Origin of the sequence: Streptomyces ipomoeae 91-03 (assembly GCF_000317595.1) — a bacterium.
Lineage (GTDB): Bacteria > Actinomycetota > Actinomycetes > Streptomycetales > Streptomycetaceae > Streptomyces > Streptomyces ipomoeae.
The window spans coordinates 1-18705 of sequence record NZ_AEJC01000687.1; the positions used below are offsets into that span (position 1 = coordinate 1).

General features: G+C 69.8%; 21 protein-coding genes. 19 read left to right on the plus strand and 2 right to left on the minus strand.

Going from position 1 to position 18705, the window contains the following annotated elements:
• Positions 1-319: 319 nt before the first annotated feature.
• Positions 320-1180: a methyltransferase domain-containing protein gene (locus tag STRIP9103_RS45000; RefSeq protein WP_199790630.1), complete on the minus strand. Its 861-nt coding sequence runs from the start codon at positions 1178-1180 to the stop codon at positions 320-322.
• 201 nt (positions 1181-1381) lie between these two features.
• On the opposite strand from STRIP9103_RS45000, the gene proS reads away from it, so the two are divergent.
• The 18 genes from proS to STRIP9103_RS45090 all read left to right on the plus strand — a co-directional run bounded on the left by proS (position 1382) and on the right by STRIP9103_RS45090 (position 16704).
• Positions 1382-2797, plus strand: a complete 1416-nt coding sequence (gene proS, locus STRIP9103_RS45005; protein WP_009344326.1) for a proline--tRNA ligase — start codon at positions 1382-1384, stop codon at positions 2795-2797.
• 315 nt (positions 2798-3112) lie between these two features.
• Positions 3113-3709 (plus strand): hypothetical protein, encoded by a 597-nt coding sequence (locus tag STRIP9103_RS45010; protein WP_009344316.1) that lies wholly within the window; start codon positions 3113-3115, stop codon positions 3707-3709.
• A gap of 401 nt (positions 3710-4110) precedes the next feature.
• The gene (gene rpsP, locus STRIP9103_RS45015) at positions 4111-4539 is read left to right on the plus strand and encodes a 30S ribosomal protein S16 (RefSeq protein ID WP_009344320.1); all 429 of its coding nucleotides are present in this window, start codon (positions 4111-4113) and stop codon (positions 4537-4539) included.
• Positions 4540-4541: 2 nt separating this feature from the next.
• The gene (locus tag STRIP9103_RS45020; protein WP_033526925.1) at positions 4542-4781 is read left to right on the plus strand and encodes an RNA-binding protein; all 240 of its coding nucleotides are present in this window, start codon (positions 4542-4544) and stop codon (positions 4779-4781) included.
• Positions 4782-4887: 106 nt separating this feature from the next.
• A complete protein-coding gene (gene rimM / locus STRIP9103_RS45025; RefSeq protein ID WP_009344321.1) occupies positions 4888-5493 on the plus strand; it encodes a ribosome maturation factor RimM in 606 nt (201 codons plus the stop codon).
• Positions 5493-6326, plus strand: a complete 834-nt coding sequence (gene trmD, locus STRIP9103_RS45030; RefSeq protein ID WP_009344317.1) for a tRNA (guanosine(37)-N1)-methyltransferase TrmD — start codon at positions 5493-5495, stop codon at positions 6324-6326. Before rimM ends, trmD begins: the two co-directional genes overlap by 1 nt.
• 134 nt (positions 6327-6460) lie before the next feature.
• Positions 6461-6811 carry a 50S ribosomal protein L19 gene (gene rplS / locus STRIP9103_RS45035; protein WP_030346458.1) on the plus strand — a complete coding sequence of 117 codons (351 nt, stop codon included), beginning with the start codon at positions 6461-6463 and terminating at the stop codon, positions 6809-6811.
• 44 nt (positions 6812-6855) lie between these two features.
• On the plus strand, positions 6856-7602 hold the full coding sequence (gene lepB / locus STRIP9103_RS45040) for a signal peptidase I (protein ID WP_009344323.1): 747 nt from the start codon (positions 6856-6858) through the stop codon (positions 7600-7602).
• Positions 7595-8713, plus strand: coding sequence for a signal peptidase I (lepB, locus tag STRIP9103_RS45045; RefSeq protein ID WP_048822382.1), 1119 nt, complete (start codon positions 7595-7597; stop codon positions 8711-8713). The genes lepB (STRIP9103_RS45040) and lepB (STRIP9103_RS45045) overlap by 8 nt, the downstream gene beginning before the upstream one ends.
• Positions 8679-9578, plus strand: coding sequence for a signal peptidase I (lepB, locus tag STRIP9103_RS45050; RefSeq protein WP_009344311.1), 900 nt, complete (start codon positions 8679-8681; stop codon positions 9576-9578). Before lepB (STRIP9103_RS45045) ends, lepB (STRIP9103_RS45050) begins: the two co-directional genes overlap by 35 nt.
• Positions 9579-9658: 80 nt before the next feature.
• Positions 9659-10405 carry a signal peptidase I gene (gene lepB / locus STRIP9103_RS45055; protein WP_009344325.1) on the plus strand — a complete coding sequence of 249 codons (747 nt, stop codon included), beginning with the start codon at positions 9659-9661 and terminating at the stop codon, positions 10403-10405.
• Between the two features lie 100 nt (positions 10406-10505).
• The gene (locus tag STRIP9103_RS45060) at positions 10506-10982 is read left to right on the plus strand and encodes an NUDIX hydrolase (protein ID WP_048822386.1); all 477 of its coding nucleotides are present in this window, start codon (positions 10506-10508) and stop codon (positions 10980-10982) included.
• 56 nt (positions 10983-11038) lie between these two features.
• Positions 11039-11347: a DUF2469 domain-containing protein gene (locus tag STRIP9103_RS45065; RefSeq protein ID WP_005311352.1), complete on the plus strand. Its 309-nt coding sequence runs from the start codon at positions 11039-11041 to the stop codon at positions 11345-11347.
• A 151-nt stretch (positions 11348-11498) separates the two neighbouring features.
• A complete protein-coding gene (locus STRIP9103_RS45070) occupies positions 11499-11879 on the plus strand; it encodes a YraN family protein (RefSeq protein ID WP_086019412.1) in 381 nt (126 codons plus the stop codon).
• Complete coding sequence (locus STRIP9103_RS45075; RefSeq protein WP_009344308.1) at positions 11879-13501, plus strand: YifB family Mg chelatase-like AAA ATPase; 1623 nt, start codon at positions 11879-11881, stop codon at positions 13499-13501. Before STRIP9103_RS45070 ends, STRIP9103_RS45075 begins: the two co-directional genes overlap by 1 nt.
• A 33-nt stretch (positions 13502-13534) precedes the next feature.
• Positions 13535-14695: a DNA-processing protein DprA gene (gene dprA, locus STRIP9103_RS45080; RefSeq protein WP_048822384.1), complete on the plus strand. Its 1161-nt coding sequence runs from the start codon at positions 13535-13537 to the stop codon at positions 14693-14695.
• A gap of 274 nt (positions 14696-14969) precedes the next feature.
• On the plus strand, positions 14970-15806 hold the full coding sequence (whiG, locus tag STRIP9103_RS45085; RefSeq protein WP_009344318.1) for an RNA polymerase sigma factor WhiG: 837 nt from the start codon (positions 14970-14972) through the stop codon (positions 15804-15806).
• Positions 15807-16146: 340 nt separating this feature from the next.
• The gene (locus STRIP9103_RS45090) at positions 16147-16704 is read left to right on the plus strand and encodes a TetR/AcrR family transcriptional regulator (RefSeq protein ID WP_009344329.1); all 558 of its coding nucleotides are present in this window, start codon (positions 16147-16149) and stop codon (positions 16702-16704) included.
• A 209-nt stretch (positions 16705-16913) separates the two neighbouring features.
• On the opposite strand, the gene STRIP9103_RS48185 is transcribed toward STRIP9103_RS45090, so the two are convergent.
• Positions 16914-17510 carry a murein hydrolase activator EnvC family protein gene (locus STRIP9103_RS48185; RefSeq protein ID WP_078614282.1) on the minus strand — a complete coding sequence of 199 codons (597 nt, stop codon included), beginning with the start codon at positions 17508-17510 and terminating at the stop codon, positions 16914-16916.
• Between the two features lie 273 nt (positions 17511-17783).
• Here STRIP9103_RS48185 and rpsB point away from each other — a divergent pair, with 273 nt between their 5' ends.
• Entirely contained in the window at positions 17784-18659 is an 876-nt protein-coding gene (gene rpsB, locus STRIP9103_RS45095; RefSeq protein ID WP_009344330.1) for a 30S ribosomal protein S2, read from the plus strand.
• Positions 18660-18705: the final 46 nt, after the last annotated feature.

Sequence of the window (18705 nt, forward strand, 5' to 3'; positions counted from 1 at the left end):
TGGACGGCATGTGTGTGGTGTCGCTCGTAGTGCTTCTGCTGGCAACTCCCGTACGCAGTGGTGTTGTTCCCCTGGCTGGTGCGTCAGGCTATGGGGCCGGTGCGGCACTTGGCCAAGGGAAAGTTCTACCGGCCGGTTTTCTTCACACCATTCACACCCGCATCGGGCGAAAGTCTCGAAGACCTTCTCAGGGGATCCCCGAAACCCCCCGGGCGTTCGCACTCCTCACGGTGCCCCGTGGGCCTGACGGCGCCCGTGGGCCTCACGCGGTGCCGACGGTACTCAAGGTGCCTCTGGCCCTCAGGGCGCGCCCCTGGCCTCAGGGCGTCCGCGCGATCAGATAGCGGAACACGTTCGGCATCCACACCGTGCCGTCGTGGCGGCGGTGCGGTTGCAGGGCCTCAGCCACCTCCTTGTCGACCTGGTCCTGGTCGGTGGCCGCGATCGCCGCGTCGAACAGCCCGGTCGACAGCAGCCCGCGTACCGCGTTGTCCACGTTGGCGTACCCGAAGGGGCAGGCCACGCGTCCGGAGCCGTCGGGCTTCAGGCCGGCCCGCTGGGCGACCTCCTCCAGGTCGTCGCGGAGGGCCGGGCGCCAACTGCCCGTGCCGTGCACGCGGTCGGCGAGCTTCATGGCGACACGGAGCACCCCGGAGGTGGTGCAGCGTTCCGGTGGACCCCAGCCGGCGAGGACCACGGGGGTGCCGTGCTCCGCGAGCGGCGTCGCGGCGGTGAGGAGCTCGCCGAGGCCCTCGGAGTCGCCGGCCAGGCAGCCGATCGGCTCGAAGGCGGTCACGAGGTTGTACGGCGGGTCGCCGGGGGCGCCGGCCGCGTCCTCGGGGGCGCCGTTGACGACCCGGGCGTCAACGCGCGTGGGTGCGCCCCACCCTCCCGGTAGCAGTCGCTCCCGTGCGAGCGTCATCCTTTCGGGCGATGATGCGTCGACGCCGGTGACCGCGGCGCCCCGCGACGCCGCCATCAACAGCGCCAGCCCCGACCCGCAGCCGAGGCCGAGCAGTCGGGTGCCGGCGCCCACGTCGAGCCGTCGGTAGACCGCCTCGTAGAGCGGAACCAGCATCCGTTCCTGGATCTCGGCCCAGTCACGCGCGCGTGCACACTGGTCCACGCGAGGTGCGGACCCCGCGCGAGGCAGTCGCTGCCGCACGAGCGTAGGTGTCATATGAAAGCGCCCCAATCCGCCGAGAGTTGCCGCTGTGCCCTTTTGCTGGGCCCCCGTGGCAGTGCGCTCGCACTCCCCCCGTATGCCAGATAACTCCGCGTCCGACGAGTCGTCCAGAGGTCTCGGACACCGGCTTGCGGTTGTCTGTGCCCGGGCAAAAAGAATTCACATCCCCGCAATGTGGCCACGTAGCATCGCGCCATGGCAAAAGCACCCGTTCTCACACGCCGGGCGGACGACTTTCCGCGCTGGTACCAGGATCTGATCGCCAAGGCCGAAATGGCGGACAACGGGCCGGTGCGCGGCACCATGGTGATCCGACCGTACGGGTACGGGCTGTGGGAGCGGATGCAGCAGGAGATGGACGCGCGGATCAAGGAGACGGGCACGCAGAACGCCTATTTCCCGCTGTTGATCCCGCAGTCCTACCTCACCAAAGAGGCCGAGCACGTCGAGGGTTTCGCGCCCGAGCTGGCCGTGGTGACGCACGGCGGCGGCAAGGAGCTCGAAGAGCCCGCCGTGGTCCGTCCCACCTCCGAGATGATCATCAACGACTACTTCTCGAAGTGGGTGCAGAGCTACCGCGATCTGCCGCTGCTGATCAACCAGTGGGCGAACGTGGTCCGTTGGGAGCTGCGTCCCCGCCTCTTCCTCCGCACCAGCGAATTCCTCTGGCAGGAGGGCCACACGGCGCACGCGACGTACGAGGAGGCGCGCGACTTCGCCGCGCACATCCATCGGGAGGTCTACGAGGACTTCATGGTGAACGTCCTCGCCATGGACGTCGTCCCCGGGCGCAAGACCGTCAAGGAGCGTTTCGCGGGCGCCATCAACACCCTCACCCTCGAAGGCATGATGGGCGACGGCAAGGCCCTTCAGATGGCCACCAGCCACGAACTGGGCCAGAACTTCGCCAAGGCCTTCAACACCCGTTATCTGTCCAGGGAAGGACAGCAGGAGCTGGTCTGGCAGACCTCCTGGGGCTCCACCACCCGCATGATCGGCGCCCTGGTGATGATGCACGGCGACGACGACGGCCTGCGCGTCCCGCCCCGGCTGGCCCACATCCAGGCCGTCGTCCTCGCGATCAAGGGCGACGACGCGGTTCTGGCCAAGGTCCGCGAGCTCGGCGACCGGCTGAGGGCAGCGGGCGTGCGTGTCCAGGTGGACGACCGCACGGATGTCCCGTTCGGTCGCCGCGCCGTCGACTGGGAACTCAAGGGCATCCCCGTACGTATCGAGGTCGGGCCCCGTGACCTGGAGAACGGCACCGCGATGCTGGCCCGCCGCATCCCCGGAGGCAAGGAACCGGTGGCCCTGGATGCCCTTCCGGAGATGCTGCCGGCGATCCTGGAGGAGGACCAGGCGCTGCTCCTGAGGCAGTCGCGGGAGCGCCGCGAGTCCCGTACGACGGAGGTGTCGACGATCGGCGAGGCCATCGAGGCCGCCACGGCCGGCGGCTGGGCCCGTATCGCCTGGTCGGCCCTCGGCGAGGAGGGCGAGGCCGAGCTCGGGGAGCACGCGGTGACCGTACGGTGTCTGGTTGCCGAGGACGGGTCGGTGCCCGACTCCTATGACGCACCCGGTAACGTCGCTGTCGTGGCGCGCGCTTACTAGAGCGATCCGTTCCGTCGGGAGAGCGGCTGAAACGCCCCTTGCGCATCTGACGACCACAGGTGCCCCGGCGCACGGACGGTGTCTACGCGTCTGTCAAGAGGGGCGGCCCGATAGGGCCTCCGTTGAGGGCGGTGGTGGGAGACGGGTGGACGTACGTGCCACTACGTACCGCCTTGGTGGGAGCTGTGAGGCTTCTCCGCAGATCAGCGCACCCGCCCTCGTCAGGACGCACTAGCGGCAACTGACGGGTACGTGCAAATTATTTGGGATGCCCCGGAATCGGAACACAGGGGCCCTCAGGCTCGTTGTCATTACGTGAGCACGACACAGACACCACCTGTTCTCGCCGCAGAGCTGGCACAGGCGTGGGCCGACATTCAGCGGTACCACCCCGAGCTGCCGGATCTTGCCGCTCCCGAGTCCCTGATCGGAGAGTCGTCGTCCGCCTGCGGGCACGAACTCTCCTTCGAGCGACTGCTCCATGAGGCAGTCCATGGCATCGCCGCCGCTCGCGGAGTCCGCGACACCTCCCGGGCCGGCCGGTACCACAACCGCAGATTCCTCGCGATCGCCGAGGAACTCGGCCTCGACCACCCGGAGGAACCGCACCCCAGCAGCGGCTTCTCGCTGGTCACCCTCAACGCCGAGGCGAAGCGTCGCTACCGCCCGACCATCGACAGACTGCAGCGCGCGCTCAAGGCCCACACGGCCGCGACGTCCGCGGACACGGCCCGCAGCTTCCGGGGGCCGGCCGCCCGCCATGGCTCCTCCGGCGGCGGGGTCCGCGTCAAGGCCGTCTGCGACTGCGGTCGCAACGTCCGGGTCGTCCCGTCCGTACTGGCCCAGGCCCCCATCGTCTGTGGCGGCTGCGGAAAGCCGTTCCGGATCCCGGAGGTCGTGGGCGCGGCCTGAGGGGACGGCGAGCTGAGAAGACGGCTGCTCGTGGCAGCCGTACACAGCTCGGTCGTCGGCATCGCCGAGGGTGCCGCTGCAACCGCGCTGTTGGCTGCGGGCAGTCGTGCCGCTGGGGCGGCACGGGTGGGCGCAGCGGCACCCTGTGCGCGCCGGGTTGCGCGACCCATCTCGACGGCACCCGAGGCGCCGGGTGCCTCTCAGCCGTGCCCAAACGCAGCCCGCCGTCCCCTCGGCCAAAAGCGACCCGCAGGGTGTGGCAGAATGGCTAGCTGTACTCGACAGCCGCACAGGACCCCTCTCTCCTCCGGCTGACGCGTCCATCGGGCACTCGGGTACCGCAACCCCACGCGGCCTTCTCGCCGTGCCCAACCACGTCAAATCCAGGAGAACCCACTCCCGTGGCAGTCAAGATCAAGCTGAAGCGTCTGGGCAAGATCCGTTCGCCTCACTACCGCATCGTCGTCGCCGACTCCCGTACCCGTCGTGACGGCCGTGCGATCGAGGAGATCGGCAAGTACCACCCGACGTACAACCCGTCGGTCATCGAGGTCGACGCGGACCGTGTCGCGTACTGGCTGGGTGTCGGCGCGCAGCCGACCGAGCCCGTGCTCGCCATTCTGAAGAAGACCGGCGACTGGCAGAAGTTCAAGGGCGAGCCCGCCCCGGCGCCGCTGCTCGTCGCCGAGCCGAAGTCCGCGCGTCCGTCCTTCGAGGCTCTCGGCGGCGACGACGAGGGCAAGGGTGAGGCGATCACCCAGAAGAAGAAGGCGGAGAAGAAGGACGAGGCCGCGGCCGAGTCCTCTTCGTCTGAGTCGACCGAGGCCTGAGCATGCTCGAGGAGGCTCTCGAGCACCTCGTCAAGGGCATCGTCGACTACCCCGACGACGTACAGGTCGCCTCGCGCAACCTGCGTCGCGGGCGCGTCCTCGAGGTCCGGGTCCACCCCGACGACCTCGGCAAGGTGATCGGTCGCAACGGCCGTACCGCCCGCGCTCTGCGCACCGTCGTGGGCGCCATCGGCGGCCGCGGTGTCCGTGTCGACCTGGTCGATGTGGACCACGTCCGCTGACGCATGAGTAGTACCGGCTCGGGCCGGGGAGGGCCACTGGGCCGTCCCCGGCCCGTAGTCGTATGAGCCGCCGGCTCGTCGTCGTAACCACAGGAGATCAAGCACAGTGCAGCTCGTAGTCGCACGGATCGGCCGTGCCCACGGCATCAAGGGCGAGGTCACCGTCGAGGTCCGCACCGACGAGCCGGAACTCCGGCTCGCCCCCGGCGCCGTTCTGCTCACGGACCCCACCTCGACGGGTCCGCTCACCATCGAGGCCGGCCGGGTGCACAGCGGCCGGCTGCTCCTGCGCTTCGAGGGCGTCCGCGACCGTAACGCCGCCGAAGCCCTCCGCAACACCCTGCTGATCGCGGAGGTGGACCCGGAGGAGCTGCCGGAGGAAGAGGACGAGTACTACGACCACCAGCTCATCGACCTCGACGTTGTGACCAAGGACGGGGTGGAGGTGGGCCGGATCACCGAGATCTCGCACCTGCCCTCCCAGGACCTCTTCATCGTCGAGCGGTCCGACGGGAGCGAGGTGATGATCCCGTTCGTCGAGGAGATCGTCACCGAGATCGATCTCGCGGAGCAGCGGGCGATCATCGACCCGCCGCCGGGTCTCATCGACGACCGTGCGGAGACCGCGTCCGCCAGGGACGCCGCGGGGGAATCCACCGGGGACACCACGGACTCCACGGACTCCACGGACTCGACCGGAGACGAGGCCTGATGCGGCTCGACGTCGTCACGATCTTCCCCGAGTACCTCGAACCCCTGAACGTCTCGCTCGTCGGCAAGGCACGCGCGCGTGGACAACTGAACGTCCATGTGCACGATCTGCGTTCCTGGACGTACGACCGGCACAACACGGTCGACGACACGCCGTACGGCGGTGGCCCGGGCATGGTCATGAAGACCGACCCCTGGGGTGACGCCCTGGACTCCGTCCTCGCCGACGGCTACGAGACGGGTTCCCACGAGCCCGCGCTCATCGTCCCCACTCCCAGCGGCCGTCCGTTCACGCAGGAACTCGCCGTCGAACTGTCCGAGCGCCCCTGGCTGGTCTTCACGCCGGCGCGCTACGAGGGCATCGACCGCCGGGTCGTCGACGAGTACGCCACCCGGATGCCCGTCCATGAGGTGTCCATCGGCGACTACGTGCTCGCCGGCGGCGAGGCGGCCGTCCTCGTGATCACGGAGGCCGTGGCCCGGCTGCTGCCCGGCGTCCTCGGCAACGCCGAGTCCCACCGCGACGACTCCTTCGCGCCCGGAGCCATGGCCAACCTCCTGGAGGGGCCCGTCTACACGAAGCCGCCCGAGTGGCGCGGCCGGGACATCCCGGAGGTGCTGCTCAGCGGCCACCACGGGAAGATCGCGCGCTGGCGCCGGGACGAGGCCCTGAAGCGTACGACCGTCCACCGGCCCGACCTCATCGAGCGCTGCGACCCCAAGGCGTTCGACAAGAAGGACCGGGAGATGCTCTCCATCCTGGGCTGGGCCCCGGACCCCGAGGGAGAGCCGTACGGCCGATTTTGGCGCCGGGTGGAGGGCGTGGAAGAATAGGTCGCTGTTGTGCGTCGTCCGGCGCGCGCCCCTGCCACAGGGGGACACGACGCCCGCCCCGACACGGACAGCATCCTCTCGAAACACCTAGCTCCCGCTCATGACCTGTGGCATGGGCGAAGAAAGCAGACGAAATGTCTCACCTGCTCGACTCCGTCGACTCCGCGTCGCTGCGCAGCGACATCCCGGCCTTCCGCCCGGGTGACACCGTCAACGTCCACGTCCGCGTCATCGAGGGCAACCGCTCCCGTGTGCAGCAGTTCAAGGGCGTTGTGATCCGTCGCCAGGGCTCCGGTGTCCGCGAGACCTTCACGGTCCGCAAGGTCTCGTTCTCCGTCGGCGTCGAGCGCACCTTCCCGGTGCACACCCCGATCGTCGAGAAGATCGAGCTCGTCACGCGCGGTGACGTCCGTCGCGCCAAGCTGTACTACCTGCGCGACCTGCGCGGCAAGGCGGCGAAGATCAAGGAGAAGCGCGAGAACTGAGCGCGCGCTCAGGCGTCCTCGGGGCCGGATACGATCTGGCCCCGATGGACACCGAAGCACAGCAGCACATGGAGCGCGACCGCTCCTCCCGCCCTTCTGGAGCCGAGAAGGCATCGCCCTCGGCTCGCTCCGAGGAGATCTCGGACACAGAGCGGCCGGAGGGTCGGTCGCGTTTCGTGTTGCTGGGCAGGACCGCCGACTGGGTCCCCGGCGGTCGTTACACCCTGACCGTGTTGATCTGCCTGCTTTTTCTGGCGCTCTTCAGCAACTTTGTGATGCAGCCGTTCCAGATTCCCAGCAGCTCCATGGAGAACTCATTGAGGATCGGGGACCGAGTTCTCGTAAATAAGTTGGCGTACCGTTTCGGATCTGAGCCGCAGCGCGGTGACGTCGTCGTGTTCGACGGCACCGGCTACTTCGGGAACGCCGACTACATCAAGCGCGTTGTCGGCGTGGGGGGAGACCGGGTGGTCTGTTGCGACCAGGAGGGGAGGCTTGAGGTGAACGGCCGGTGGGTCGACGAGTCGTCGTTTCTGTACCCCGGGGACAGCCCGTCCAACGTGCCTTTCGACGTGGTCGTACCCGAAGGGCGTCTGTTCGTCCTCGGCGACCACCGCAGCGACTCCAGTGACTCCCGCGACCATCTGGGATCCCCCGGTGGCGGCATGGTCCCCCTCGACGCCGTGATCGGCAGGGCCGGCTGGATCATCTGGCCTGCCGACCACTGGGCCCGACTGGACCGCCCGGGCGCCTACGCGCGCGTGCCCGCCGTCGGCGGTGCGCATGGGTAACCGTGGCAAACCCCGCGGGGCGCCGAGCTCCGCCGCCGACGGCCTGTTGCCCACCGGCACCCGACGGGCCGGTGGCGCGGCCCGGCCGAGCCGGGTCGAGCGGCGCAAACTCGCCCGCAAGATCAAGCGGCGCAGGCGCCGTTCGGCGGTCAAGGAGATCCCGCTCCTGGTCGGTGTCGCCGTTCTCATAGCGCTGGTCCTCAAGACGTTCCTCGTCCAGGCCTTCGTGATCCCGTCGGGCTCCATGGAGCAGACGATCCAGATCGGCGACCGGGTCCTGGTCGACAAGCTCACCCCCTGGTTCGGCTCCAAGCCGACCCGTGGCGACGTCGTCGTCTTCAAGGACCCCGGCGGCTGGCTGGAGGACGAGCAGACGACGACCTCGGCGGACGATCCGATCGTCATCAAGCAGATAAAAGAAGGCCTCCAGTTCATCGGACTGCTCCCGTCCGACGACGAGCAGGACCTGATCAAGCGGGTCGTCGCGGTCGGCGGCGACACCGTCAAGTGCTGCGACGTCCAGGGCCGCGTCACGGTCAACGGCATGCCGCTGGACGAGACGGCATACATCCACCCCGGCAACAAACCGTCCCTCCAGCAGTTCGAGGTGACCGTGCCGCAGGGCCGCCTCTGGGTCATGGGTGACCACCGGGAGAACTCCGCCGACTCACGTGCCCACCAGAACGACACGTCGAGTACGGCCCAGTACGGCGGTACGGTCTCCGAGGAGTCCGTCGTCGGGCGGGCCGTGGTCATCGCCTGGCCCGTCGGCCACTGGGGGCAGTTGGAGGAACCGGACACATTCGCCGCCGTGCCGAGCGGATCGACCGCGGTCCTCGGCGCTTCGCATAGGGTGGCCTCCGCGGATCGAAACGGATTGATCCCCCTCCCGACCCCTGCGGAACTCCCGCTCGTTATGGGAGTGGTGGGCCTGCACCGGATGTGGCGCGGGCGGCGGTACGGCGTGAGGAGTGGATGTGGGGGATTTGGCGGTCGGCGCACGATCCGGACATGGTGGTTCCGAAGAACGGCCGGAGCGGCCCGACGAGGCGGCTTCCCCGGCCGCGGAGGACGTCGTGAGTCCCGAGGGTTCCCTGTCCGCCGGGAGTGACTCCCCGGACGGAGCGGACGGCGAGAGCGGCGCGGAAACCGCCCGGACCTCTGCCGACGACGGCGAGCAGGGCCAGGGGCCCAAGAAGAAGCAGCGTTCCTTCTGGAAGGAACTGCCGATCCTGATCGGTATCGCGCTGGTCCTCGCGCTGCTGATCAAGACCTTCCTGGTACAGGCGTTCTCCATCCCCTCGGACTCGATGCAGAACACCCTGCAGCAGGGCGACCGGGTCCTGGTCGACAAGCTCACCCCGTGGTTCGGCTCCGAGCCCGAGCGTGGCGAGGTCGTCGTCTTCCACGACCCGGCCGGCTGGCTGGACGGCGAGCCCACCGTCGAGCCCAACGCCGTGCAGCGGGTCCTCGGCTGGATCGGCCTGATGCCGTCCGCCGAGGAGAAGGACCTCATCAAGCGCGTCATCGGTGTCGCGGGCGACACCGTGGAGTGCGACGGCACGGGCCCGCTCAAGGTCAACGGCAAGGCCCTCAACGAGCCGTACGTGTACCCGGGCAACACCCCCTGCACCGTCGACGACACCGGCGGCCAGTTCAAGGTGAAGGTGCCCGAGGGCAAAATCTGGGTGATGGGCGACCACCGGCAGAACTCGCTGGACTCCCGCTACCACCAGAACGACAAGAACGACGGCATGGTCCCCGTGGGCCAGGTCGTGGGCCGCGCCATCGTGGTCGCCTGGCCGCCCACCCGCTGGTCCACGCTGCCGGTTCCCGACACCTTCGACCAGAACCTGAGCGCCGCCGCCCCCGGCGCGCTCGGCCTCGCGGGCGCGGTGCCGCTGGTGCTGTGGCGCCGGCGCCGCCTTCTGGCCACCGAGGGCCCGAGGGTTTCTGGCACGGGTACCGCCGGGTAGGGTGCCGTCCCAGATCGCCGACCTTCCGAGACCCACAGGGGCCCCGGCAGGTCGAATCTCCGACTTGGGGGAGCACTGGGATGAGCGGGACCACACGCCGTACGGACGAGGGCCGCGGACGGCTCGGCAGCACGCTGTCGGGACTGGCCGTGGCCCTCGGCTGTGTGCTCTTCCTGGGCGGCTTCGTCTGGGGCGCGATCGTCTACCAGCCCTACACCGTGCCGACCGACTCCATGTCCCCCACCATCACCTCCGGGGACCGCATCCTGGCCGAGCGGATCGACGGCAGCGAGATCAAGCGCGGTGACGTCGTGGTCTTCCGGGAGGAGACCTGGGGCAACGCGCCCATGGTCAAGCGGGTCGTCGCGGTCGGCGGTGACACGGTCGCCTGCTGCACCGACGGCAAGCTGACCGTCAACGGCGAGAAGATCGACGAGGCCTATCTGCCTCAGGGCGAGGACGCAGAGCTGAGCGGCATCCCCGAGATCACCGTCCCCAAGGGCCGGCTCTTCCTCCTCGGCGACGAACGCAGCGGCTCCCTGGACTCCACCGCCCACCTCACGGAGGCCGGTCAGGGCACCGTGCCGCGCGCCAACGTGGACGCCCGCGTAGACGCCGTCGTCTGGCCCATGGACGGCATGCTGGCCCGCCCCACGGGCTTCGAGAAGCTCGGTGCGCTGTCCTCGCCCGGTCCGCTGCGGCTGATCACGGCCGCGCTCCTGGTGGGCATGGTGCTCGTTCTGGGCGGCGCGGCCTACGGGCCGATCGCCAAGCGACTGGGCGGCCGTCCCCAGCAGCAGAAGCCGGAGCCGGCCGGTGTCGGCTGAACCGTCGAACGGCACGTTCGGTTCGTACGACCAGCAGCACGGCTCGTACGGCGGTGGCCCCGATGCCGGGGGCGCCGTCGAGGACACGTACGAGGGCGGGCTGCGCAAGGTGGCCCGGGTGATCCTGCTGGATCCGCAGGACCGCATCCTGCTGCTGCACGGGCACGAACCGGACGATCCGGCGGACGACTGGTGGTTCACCCCCGGCGGCGGTGTTGAGGGCGCGGAGACTCGTGAGGAGGCCGCGCTGCGGGAACTCGCCGAGGAGACCGGAATCACGGACGTCGAGCTGGGGCCCGTGCTCTGGCAGCGGGTGTGCTCCTTCCCCTTCGCCGGGCGCCGCTGGGACCAGGACGAGTGGTATTACCTGGCCCGTACCGCCCAGACGGTGACCGCCGCGGCCCGGTTGACGGAGCTGGAACGACGCAGCGTCGCCGGAGCACGTTGGTGGACGTGCGGAGAACTGGCCCGGGCGCATGAGACGGTGTACCCGACCAGACTCGCCGAACTGCTGCGCACACTGCTCGACGAGGGTCCCCCGGCCAAACCCGTGGTCCTGGACACCGAAATTGTCTAGAGGCGTGCGGGGCTGGCGCACAATGGTGGGATCGCACGGCTGAAGGGGAACATGCCATGAGCGCCGAGGACCTCGAGAAGTACGAGACCGAGATGGAGCTGAAGCTCTACCGGGAGTACCGCGATGTCGTCGGTCTGTTCAAATACGTGATCGAGACCGAGCGGCGCTTCTACCTCACGAATGACTACGAGATGCAGGTGCACTCGGTCCAGGGCGAGGTGTTCTTCGAGGTGTCCATGGCGGACGCCTGGGTGTGGGACATGTACCGGCCGGCCCGGTTCGTGAAGCAGGTCCGGGTGCTCACGTTCAAGGACGTGAACATTGAGGAGCTGAACAAGAGCGATCTGGAGCTGCCGGGCAGCTGAGGCTCTCGCCGTCGTCGGGCCGCAGGCGGCATCGGCTGTTGTGGATGTCATTCGTGTGGGTGACGAAGTTATCCACAATCGTCCAGTTGTCCACCAAGATCCAATAGCGGGCCGAGTCGCCCTCAGTGTTGGCGCCGGAGGTGGTGCCGACATGAGCAACGCACGAGGTGTGAACGCACGAGGTGCACTCGGCAGGTACGGCGAGGAGCTGGCCGCACGGCGGCTGACCGAGGCCGGGATGACGGTCCTGGAGCGCAACTGGCGCTGCGGCAGGACCGGTGAGATCGACATCGTGGCCCGGGACGGGGACGCGCTGGTCGTCTGCGAGGTCAAGACCCGCAGGGCCGGCGCGTTCGAACACCCCATGGCCGCCGTGACCCCCACGAAGGCCGACCGACTGCGTGGGCTCGCCGAACGCTGGCTGCAGGAACACGGCGGGGCCCCACCGGGAGGCGTCCGCATCGACGTCGTGGGCGTCGTCCTCCCCGAGCGCGGCGCACCCGTCGTGGAGCACGTACGGGGGGTGGCCTGATGGGATTCGCCCGTACATGCTCCGTGGCGCTCGTCGGTGTCGAGGGCGTGATCGTCGAGGTCCAGGCCGATCTGGAACCGGGGGTCGCCGCGTTCACGCTGGTGGGATTGCCGGACAAGAGTCTGACCGAGAGCAAGGACCGGGTCAGGGCGGCGGTGGTCAATTCCGGCGCCGAGTGGCCGCAGAAGAAGCTCACCGTGGGGCTCAGTCCCGCGTCGGTACCCAAGGCGGGCAGCGGATTCGACCTCGCGGTCGCCTGTGCGGTCCTGGGCGCCTCCGAGCGCATCGACCCTCGGATGCTCTCGGACATCGTGATGATCGGCGAGCTGGGCCTCGACGGACGGGTACGGCCGGTACGGGGCATCCTGCCGGCGGTGCTGGCCGCCGCCGAGGCGGGCTACGAGCAAGTGGTGGTGCCGGAGTGCGCAGCCGCGGAGGCCTCGCTCGTGCCGGGCGTCTCGGTCCTGGGCGTGCGCACACTGCGGCAACTGATCGCCGTCCTCGCGGACGAACCGGTGCCGGATGAGGAACCCGACGAGGGACGCCCGGATCCCCTGATGGCAGGACTGCGACTGCCGGGCACAGGGGCGGCCACCGGAATGCACACCGTGGGGGCCGCCCAGCAGGACCAGGGGCACGACCTCGCCGACGTCGTCGGCCAGCTCGCGGCACGGACCGCGGTGGAGGTCGCCGCAGCCGGTGGACACCACCTCTTCCTGGAGGGGCCACCGGGCGCGGGCAAGACGATGCTCGCCGAGCGGCTGCCGGCCATCCTGCCGAGTCTCGCCAAGGAGGAGTCCCTGGAGGTCACCGCCGTGCACTCGGTCGCCGGCCTGCTGCCGGCCGGGAAGCCTCTGGTCGATGTGCCGCCCTACTGCGCCCCGCACCACTCGGCCACCATGCAGGCCCTCGTGGGCGGCGGCCAGGGCGTCGCACGGCCGGGCGCGGTGTCGCTCGCCCATCGCGGGGTGCTCTTCCTCGATGAGACCCCCGAGTTCAGCAGCCAGGCCCTGGACGCGCTCCGACAGCCTCTGGAGGCGGGGCACGTGGTGATCGCGCGCAGTGCGGGGGTCGTCCGGTTCCCGGCGAAGTTCCTGATGGTCCTCGCGGCCAATCCATGCCCGTGCGGTCGTTTCTCGCGGACCGACGACCTGTGCGAGTGCCCGCCCGCCGCCATCCGCCGCTACCAGGCGAGGCTCTCCGGGCCGCTGCTGGACCGGGTCGATCTCCGGGTCGAGGTCGACCGTGTCACGCGCTCCGAGTTGTCCCAGAGCGCTGCGAGGGGCGAGTCCACGGCGGTGGTGGCCGAGCGTGTGCGGGCCGCCCGGGAGCGGGCGGCCCTACGGCTGGCGGGCACCCTGTGGCGGACGAACAGCGAGGTGCCGGGGCGTGAACTGCGCAGCCGGTGGCACGCGGCGCCGGGCGCGATGGACGAAGCCGAGCGGAGTCTGGAACGGGGGTTGCTGACCGCGCGCGGCCTGGACCGTGTGCTGCGGGTCGCGTGGACCATCGCCGATCTCGTCGGCCACGACCGTCCTGACGCGGCAGACGTCAACCTGGCCCTGCAACTGCGTACTGGGGTTCCGCGGGGGATGCCGATGGCGATCGGGGCGCTGACATGAGGGCCGCGTGCGCGACTCCAGGGTGGGTGAGCGATGACCGGTGACGGCGTGTCGGACGTCGAGCGACTCGACCGTGTCTTTCTCGCCCGTGTGCTCGAACCGGGAGATGAACTGGGTGGGCGCTGGTTGCGGGAACTCGGTGCCCGGGAGCTGGTGCGGCGGCTCTCGGGGGACGGGGGACCACCACCGGGAGCATCGGAGAAACGGTGGACGGGGCTGTGCGCCCGCGCCGGGCGGGCCGACCCCGAAGAGGATCTGGCCCGGGCGCAGGCATCCGGAGCACGGTTCCTCGTGCCCGGGGACACCGAGTGGCCCGGGCAGCTTGATGATCTCGGGGACGGGCGGCCCGTCGGGCTGTGGGTGCGGGGGAAGGCCAATGTGCGGATGTGGGCCTTGCGGTCCGTGGCCGTCGTGGGGGCGCGGGCCTGCACGGAGTACGGGGCCCATATGGCGGCCCTGCTGGGGGCGGAGCTCGCCGAGCGGGGGTGGGTGGTCGTGTCCGGCGGGGCGTACGGGGTGGACGGGGCCGCTCACCGGGGGGTGCTCGGGGTCGGCGGGGCGACCGTCGCCGTGCTGGCCTGCGGGGTGGACCGGCCCTATCCACGAGGGCATGTGCAGCTGATCAGCAGGATCGCGGAGCAGGGGCTCGTGGTGGGGGAATTGCCGCCAGGAGACCACCCGACGCCGAGCCGGTTCATCCTGCGGAACCGGGTCATCGCCGCCCTCACCAGAGGCACCGTGGTCGTCGAGGCGGCCTACCGCAGCGGCGCGCTGGTCACGGCGCGGGCAGCGCAGCGGTTGGGGAGATTCACCATGGGGGTGCCCGGGCCCGCGACCTCGGCCCTCTCGGCAGGGGTGCACGAGTTGCTGCGGGGCGACGCGGTGCTCGTGTCCGACGCCGCCGAGGTCGTCGAGCTGGTGGGCGACATCGGGGAGCTGGCGCCCGACCGGCGGGGGCCGGTGCTGCCGCGTGACCTGCTGGAGCCCGGCGCGCGGCAGGTGCTGGCCGCGTTGCCGGGGCGGGGCGCCGCGGCGGTCGACGAGATCGCCCGGGGCGCGGGGACGACGGCGGACGACGCGGTCGGGAGGCTGTACGAACTCCGGTCACTTGGTTACGTCGAACGACATGGCGACAGCTGGAAGTTGACACGCCAGGCGATGATCTCCGTTTCGTCGGATCGGAGGCCGGGTTGACCGAGCGTGTTCGGCCGTCCGGGGGAACGCCCGACAACCTTGTGGTTTCCGGCAGTTGGAGCCCCGATCCGGTCACACAGTGCGACCGTCATGACACTGGGGGGCGCTCAGCGGAACGTATCTGCGCACCGGCGCCTCCCCTGTCTTCGCGCACTGCGACTCCTCAGTCACGCTACGCTCACGAGGGACCCCTGACTCAGACAGGCATCTCGACATCAGACCGACAGCTCACCCAGGCACCCTCAGTTCACGGCAGAACGGCACAAGGCGACGAATGCCCCAGCACACCTCCGGGTCTGACCGGGCGGCGGTACCGTCCGCCGCTTGCGGCACCGTGCGCCCACCCGCCCCCTCGACACTCGACGAGCTGTGGCGGACATACAAGACGACGGGCGACGAACGGCTGCGCGAGCAGTTGATCCTCCACTACTCACCCCTGGTGAAGTACGTCGCGGGCCGGGTGAGCGTCGGCCTGCCGGCCAATGTCGAGCAGGCGGACTTCGTCTCGTCCGGGGTCTTCGGGCTCATCGACGCGATCGAGAAGTTCGACATCGACCGGGAGATCAAGTTCGAGACGTACGCGATCACCCGGATCCGGGGCGCGATGATCGACGAACTGCGCGCGCTGGACTGGATCCCCCGATCGGTACGACAGAAGGCCCGTAACGTGGAGCGGGCGTACGCCACCCTGGAGTCCCGGCTCAGACGCACCCCGAGTGAGGGGGAGGTCGCCGCCGAGATGGGCATCCCGGTCGACGAACTCCACTCCGTCTTCAGCCAGTTGTCGCTGGCCAACGTGGTGGCGCTGGAGGAGCTGCTGCACGTCGGCGGCGAGGGCGGGGACCGCCTGAGCCTCATGGACACGCTGGAGGACACCGCCGCGGACAATCCGGTGGAGGTGGCCGAGGACCGGGAGTTGCGGCGGTTCCTGGCGCGGGCCATCAACACGTTGCCCGAGCGGGAGAAGACCGTCGTCACGCTCTACTACTACGAAGGGCTCACCCTCGCCGAGATCGGGAACGTGCTCGGGGTCACCGAGAGCCGGGTGAGTCAGATCCACACCAAGTCGGTGCTCCAACTGCGGGCGAAGCTGGCGAGTTTCGGCCGCTGAGCCGGGCCGGGGTGGCCGGTGCGCGGGCCGTCGCGGCTGGGTGTCGGGTGCCGGGGGCCGGGGGCCGGGGGCCGGGGGCCGGGTGCCGGGGGCGAGCCGGCTGGAAGTCCGGTCCGAGCCGACCGGACCGGACCGGGGGCAGCACCGCTCCACACGCCGGGCGTAGCCCGGTCCGGCCGACCGGCCGGATGCTCGCTCGTCGGGCTCCGACACGCGGTCCGACCTGGCTGGATATGGCCTGTGTGCGGGGTTCTGTGGTGGGCCGGTCGGGGGAAGCGTCTCCCGTGGGTGGCGGTCCGTCCGTAGAGTGATTGACGTGCCAAGGATTCGAGCGGCCTCCGTGGCCGAGCACCGGTCGATGCAGCGAGCCGCCCTGCTGGACGCGGCTCGGTCCCTGTTGTCCGACGGCGGGACGGAGGCGTTGACGTTCCCGGCGCTCGCCGAGCGCACGGGGCTGGCGCGGTCGTCCGTGTACGAGTACTTCCGGTCGCGGGCCGCCGTGGTCGAAGAGCTGTGCGAGGTCGACTTTCCCTTGTGGGCGGCGGAGGTCGAGGCGGCGATGGCTGCGGTCGACTCGCCCGAGGGCAAGGTCGAGGCGTACGTCCGTGCGCAGCTGGAGCTGGTCGGGGATCGGCGGCATCGGGCCGTGGTGGCGATCTCGGCGAGTGAGTTGGACGCGGGGGCCCGGGAGAAGATTCGGGCCGCGCATGGGGGGCTCGTCGCGATGATCGTGGAGGCGTTGGGCGGACTGGGGCATGCGGAGCCTCGGCTGGCCGCGATGCTGTTGCAGGGTGTGGTGGATGCGGCTGTGCGGAGGATCGAGCTGGGGGCGGCGGAGGAGCCGGGCTCGATCATTGACGCGGCTGTGGCCATGGCTCTCAGGGGCGTGCGGGGTTGAGCCCTGCGTGGATTGGGCGTCCTGTGGTGTGACTGAGCCGCCGTTTCCGGGCGTCCGGTGGCCGTTGCCGGGCGGAGCCGGGGTTGCGCCTGCCGGCGCGTGCCGCACGACTGCCCGCAGCCATGTACGGCCATTGCGCTCGGCGGCACGACGGCCGCGGCTGAGGCAGCGGTAGTAGCGGCTGCGCCGGGGCCGGCAGGCCGGGTCGGTTATGCCGGGACCGGGAGCAGGCGTGACGGGCCACTCCGGAGGAGCCACGGCGGTAGCAGCGACAGTGGGTTCAGGTATGTGTCCCCTCGGCGCAGGCCCCAGTGCAGGCAGGCGGTTGGGCAGTGGGAGGGGGAGGGCTCCAGGGTGCCCAGGACATCGCCTGCTGCCACCTCGTCACCCTTCTGGACCGATGGGCGTACCGGTTCGTACGTCGTGCGCAGGGGTGGCTCGCCCGTTCCCCTCAGTTCGATCGAGACGACTCCTCTGCCCGCCACTCGGCCCGCGAAAGAGACCCGGCCCGGGGCGATCGCTCGTACGGGGGAGCCCGATGGGGCGGAAAGGTCGACACCTCGGTGGCCTCGGGCGTAGGGGGTGGGCGGGGGGTCCCAGGCGTGGACCACCAGAGGGCGGAGGCCCACGGGCCAGGACCGGCCGATGGCGGGGACGGGCTCCTCGGTGCCCGATGGGGGTGGGGCGGGGGCGGCTCGTGGCGTCGGTGTCCAGGCCGTGAGCAGGAAGGCCACCGTCAGACACAACAACAGTGCCGGCCATGTGCGCAGGTGTCGCCGCGCCGCAGCGAGAGTCTTGTGAGGCATGCGGGAAGCGTCCCGCGGGTGGCCGGAACATGGCCGAGGGCTGTGGAGTACTCGGCAGTTGTGGATATCGGCGTCACCCGGGGCCTCTTGGGTCCCGTACACTTCTGATGGCGATCCGGGTCACCGGGTCGACTTCGCACGCCCCGATACGAGGTCCGGAGACGGTCCGTATCAGCGCCCCTCGGTCCTTCGTGGCACGGCGCGTCGTGGGCGTCAGGCGCGGGAGCCGTCCGGCATCCGCGGCATAACCGAGAAATTCAAGGAGATACGGCCATGGCCGTCGTCACGATGCGGGAGCTGCTGGAGAGCGGCGTCCACTTCGGTCACCAGACCCGTCGCTGGAACCCGAAGATGAAGCGCTTCATCTTCACCGAGCGCAACGGCATCTACATCATCGACCTGCTCCAGTCGCTGTCGTACATCGACCGCGCCTACGAGTTCGTCAAGGAGACCGTCGCCCACGGCGGCACGGTCATGTTCGTCGGCACGAAGAAGCAGGCGCAGGAGGCCATCGCCGAGCAGGCCACCCGCGTCGGCATGCCCTACGTCAACCAGCGCTGGCTGGGCGGCATGCTCACCAACTTCTCGACCGTCTACAAGCGTCTGCAGCGCCTCAAGGAGCTTGAGCAGATCGACTTCGAGGACGTCGCGTCCTCCGGTCTGACCAAGAAGGAGCTTCTCGTGCTCTCGCGCGAGAAGGCCAAGCTGGAGAAGACCCTCGGCGGTATCCGCGAGATGCAGAAGGTGCCCAGCGCCGTCTGGATCGTGGACACCAAGAAGGAGCACATCGCGGTCGGTGAGGCCCGGAAGCTCAACATCCCGGTCGTCGCGATCCTCGACACCAACTGCGACCCCGACGAGGTCGACTACAAGATCCCGGGCAACGACGACGCGATCCGCTCCGTCACCCTGCTCACCCGTGTGATCGCCGACGCCGTCGCCGAGGGCCTCATCGCCCGCTCCGGCGTCGCCACCGGCGAGAAGGGCGAGAAGGCCGCGGGCGAGCCGCTCGCCGAGTGGGAGCGCGACCTCCTCGAGGGCGAGAAGAAGGCCGAGGAGGCCCCCGCCGCCGCCGAGGCCCCCGCCGCGGAGGCGGCCCCCGCGGAGGCCGCTGCCGAGGCTCCGGCCGCCGAGGCCGAGCAGGCCTGACCTAAGGTCGCCCGACCTTCATGGTCGTACGGCTCAGATGACGGCG

Coding starts and splice junctions, on each gene's coding strand:
- STRIP9103_RS45000 (WP_199790630.1), bottom strand. CDS start 1,180: ATGACACCTACGCTCGTGCGGCAGCGACTGCCTCGCGCGGGGTCCGCA.
- proS (WP_009344326.1), top strand. CDS start 1,382: ATGGCAAAAGCACCCGTTCTCACACGCCGGGCGGACGACTTTCCGCGC.
- STRIP9103_RS45020 (WP_033526925.1), top strand. CDS start 4,542: ATGCTCGAGGAGGCTCTCGAGCACCTCGTCAAGGGCATCGTCGACTAC.
- trmD (WP_009344317.1), top strand. CDS start 5,493: ATGCGGCTCGACGTCGTCACGATCTTCCCCGAGTACCTCGAACCCCTG.
- rplS (WP_030346458.1), top strand. CDS start 6,461: ATGTCTCACCTGCTCGACTCCGTCGACTCCGCGTCGCTGCGCAGCGAC.
- lepB (WP_009344323.1), top strand. CDS start 6,856: ATGGACACCGAAGCACAGCAGCACATGGAGCGCGACCGCTCCTCCCGC.
- lepB (WP_048822382.1), top strand. CDS start 7,595: ATGGGTAACCGTGGCAAACCCCGCGGGGCGCCGAGCTCCGCCGCCGAC.
- lepB (WP_009344325.1), top strand. CDS start 9,659: ATGAGCGGGACCACACGCCGTACGGACGAGGGCCGCGGACGGCTCGGC.
- STRIP9103_RS45065 (WP_005311352.1), top strand. CDS start 11,039: ATGAGCGCCGAGGACCTCGAGAAGTACGAGACCGAGATGGAGCTGAAG.
- STRIP9103_RS45070 (WP_086019412.1), top strand. CDS start 11,499: ATGAGCAACGCACGAGGTGTGAACGCACGAGGTGCACTCGGCAGGTAC.
- STRIP9103_RS45075 (WP_009344308.1), top strand. CDS start 11,879: ATGGGATTCGCCCGTACATGCTCCGTGGCGCTCGTCGGTGTCGAGGGC.
- dprA (WP_048822384.1), top strand. CDS start 13,535: ATGACCGGTGACGGCGTGTCGGACGTCGAGCGACTCGACCGTGTCTTT.
- whiG (WP_009344318.1), top strand. CDS start 14,970: ATGCCCCAGCACACCTCCGGGTCTGACCGGGCGGCGGTACCGTCCGCC.
- STRIP9103_RS48185 (WP_078614282.1), bottom strand. CDS start 17,510: ATGCCTCACAAGACTCTCGCTGCGGCGCGGCGACACCTGCGCACATGG.
- rpsB (WP_009344330.1), top strand. CDS start 17,784: ATGGCCGTCGTCACGATGCGGGAGCTGCTGGAGAGCGGCGTCCACTTC.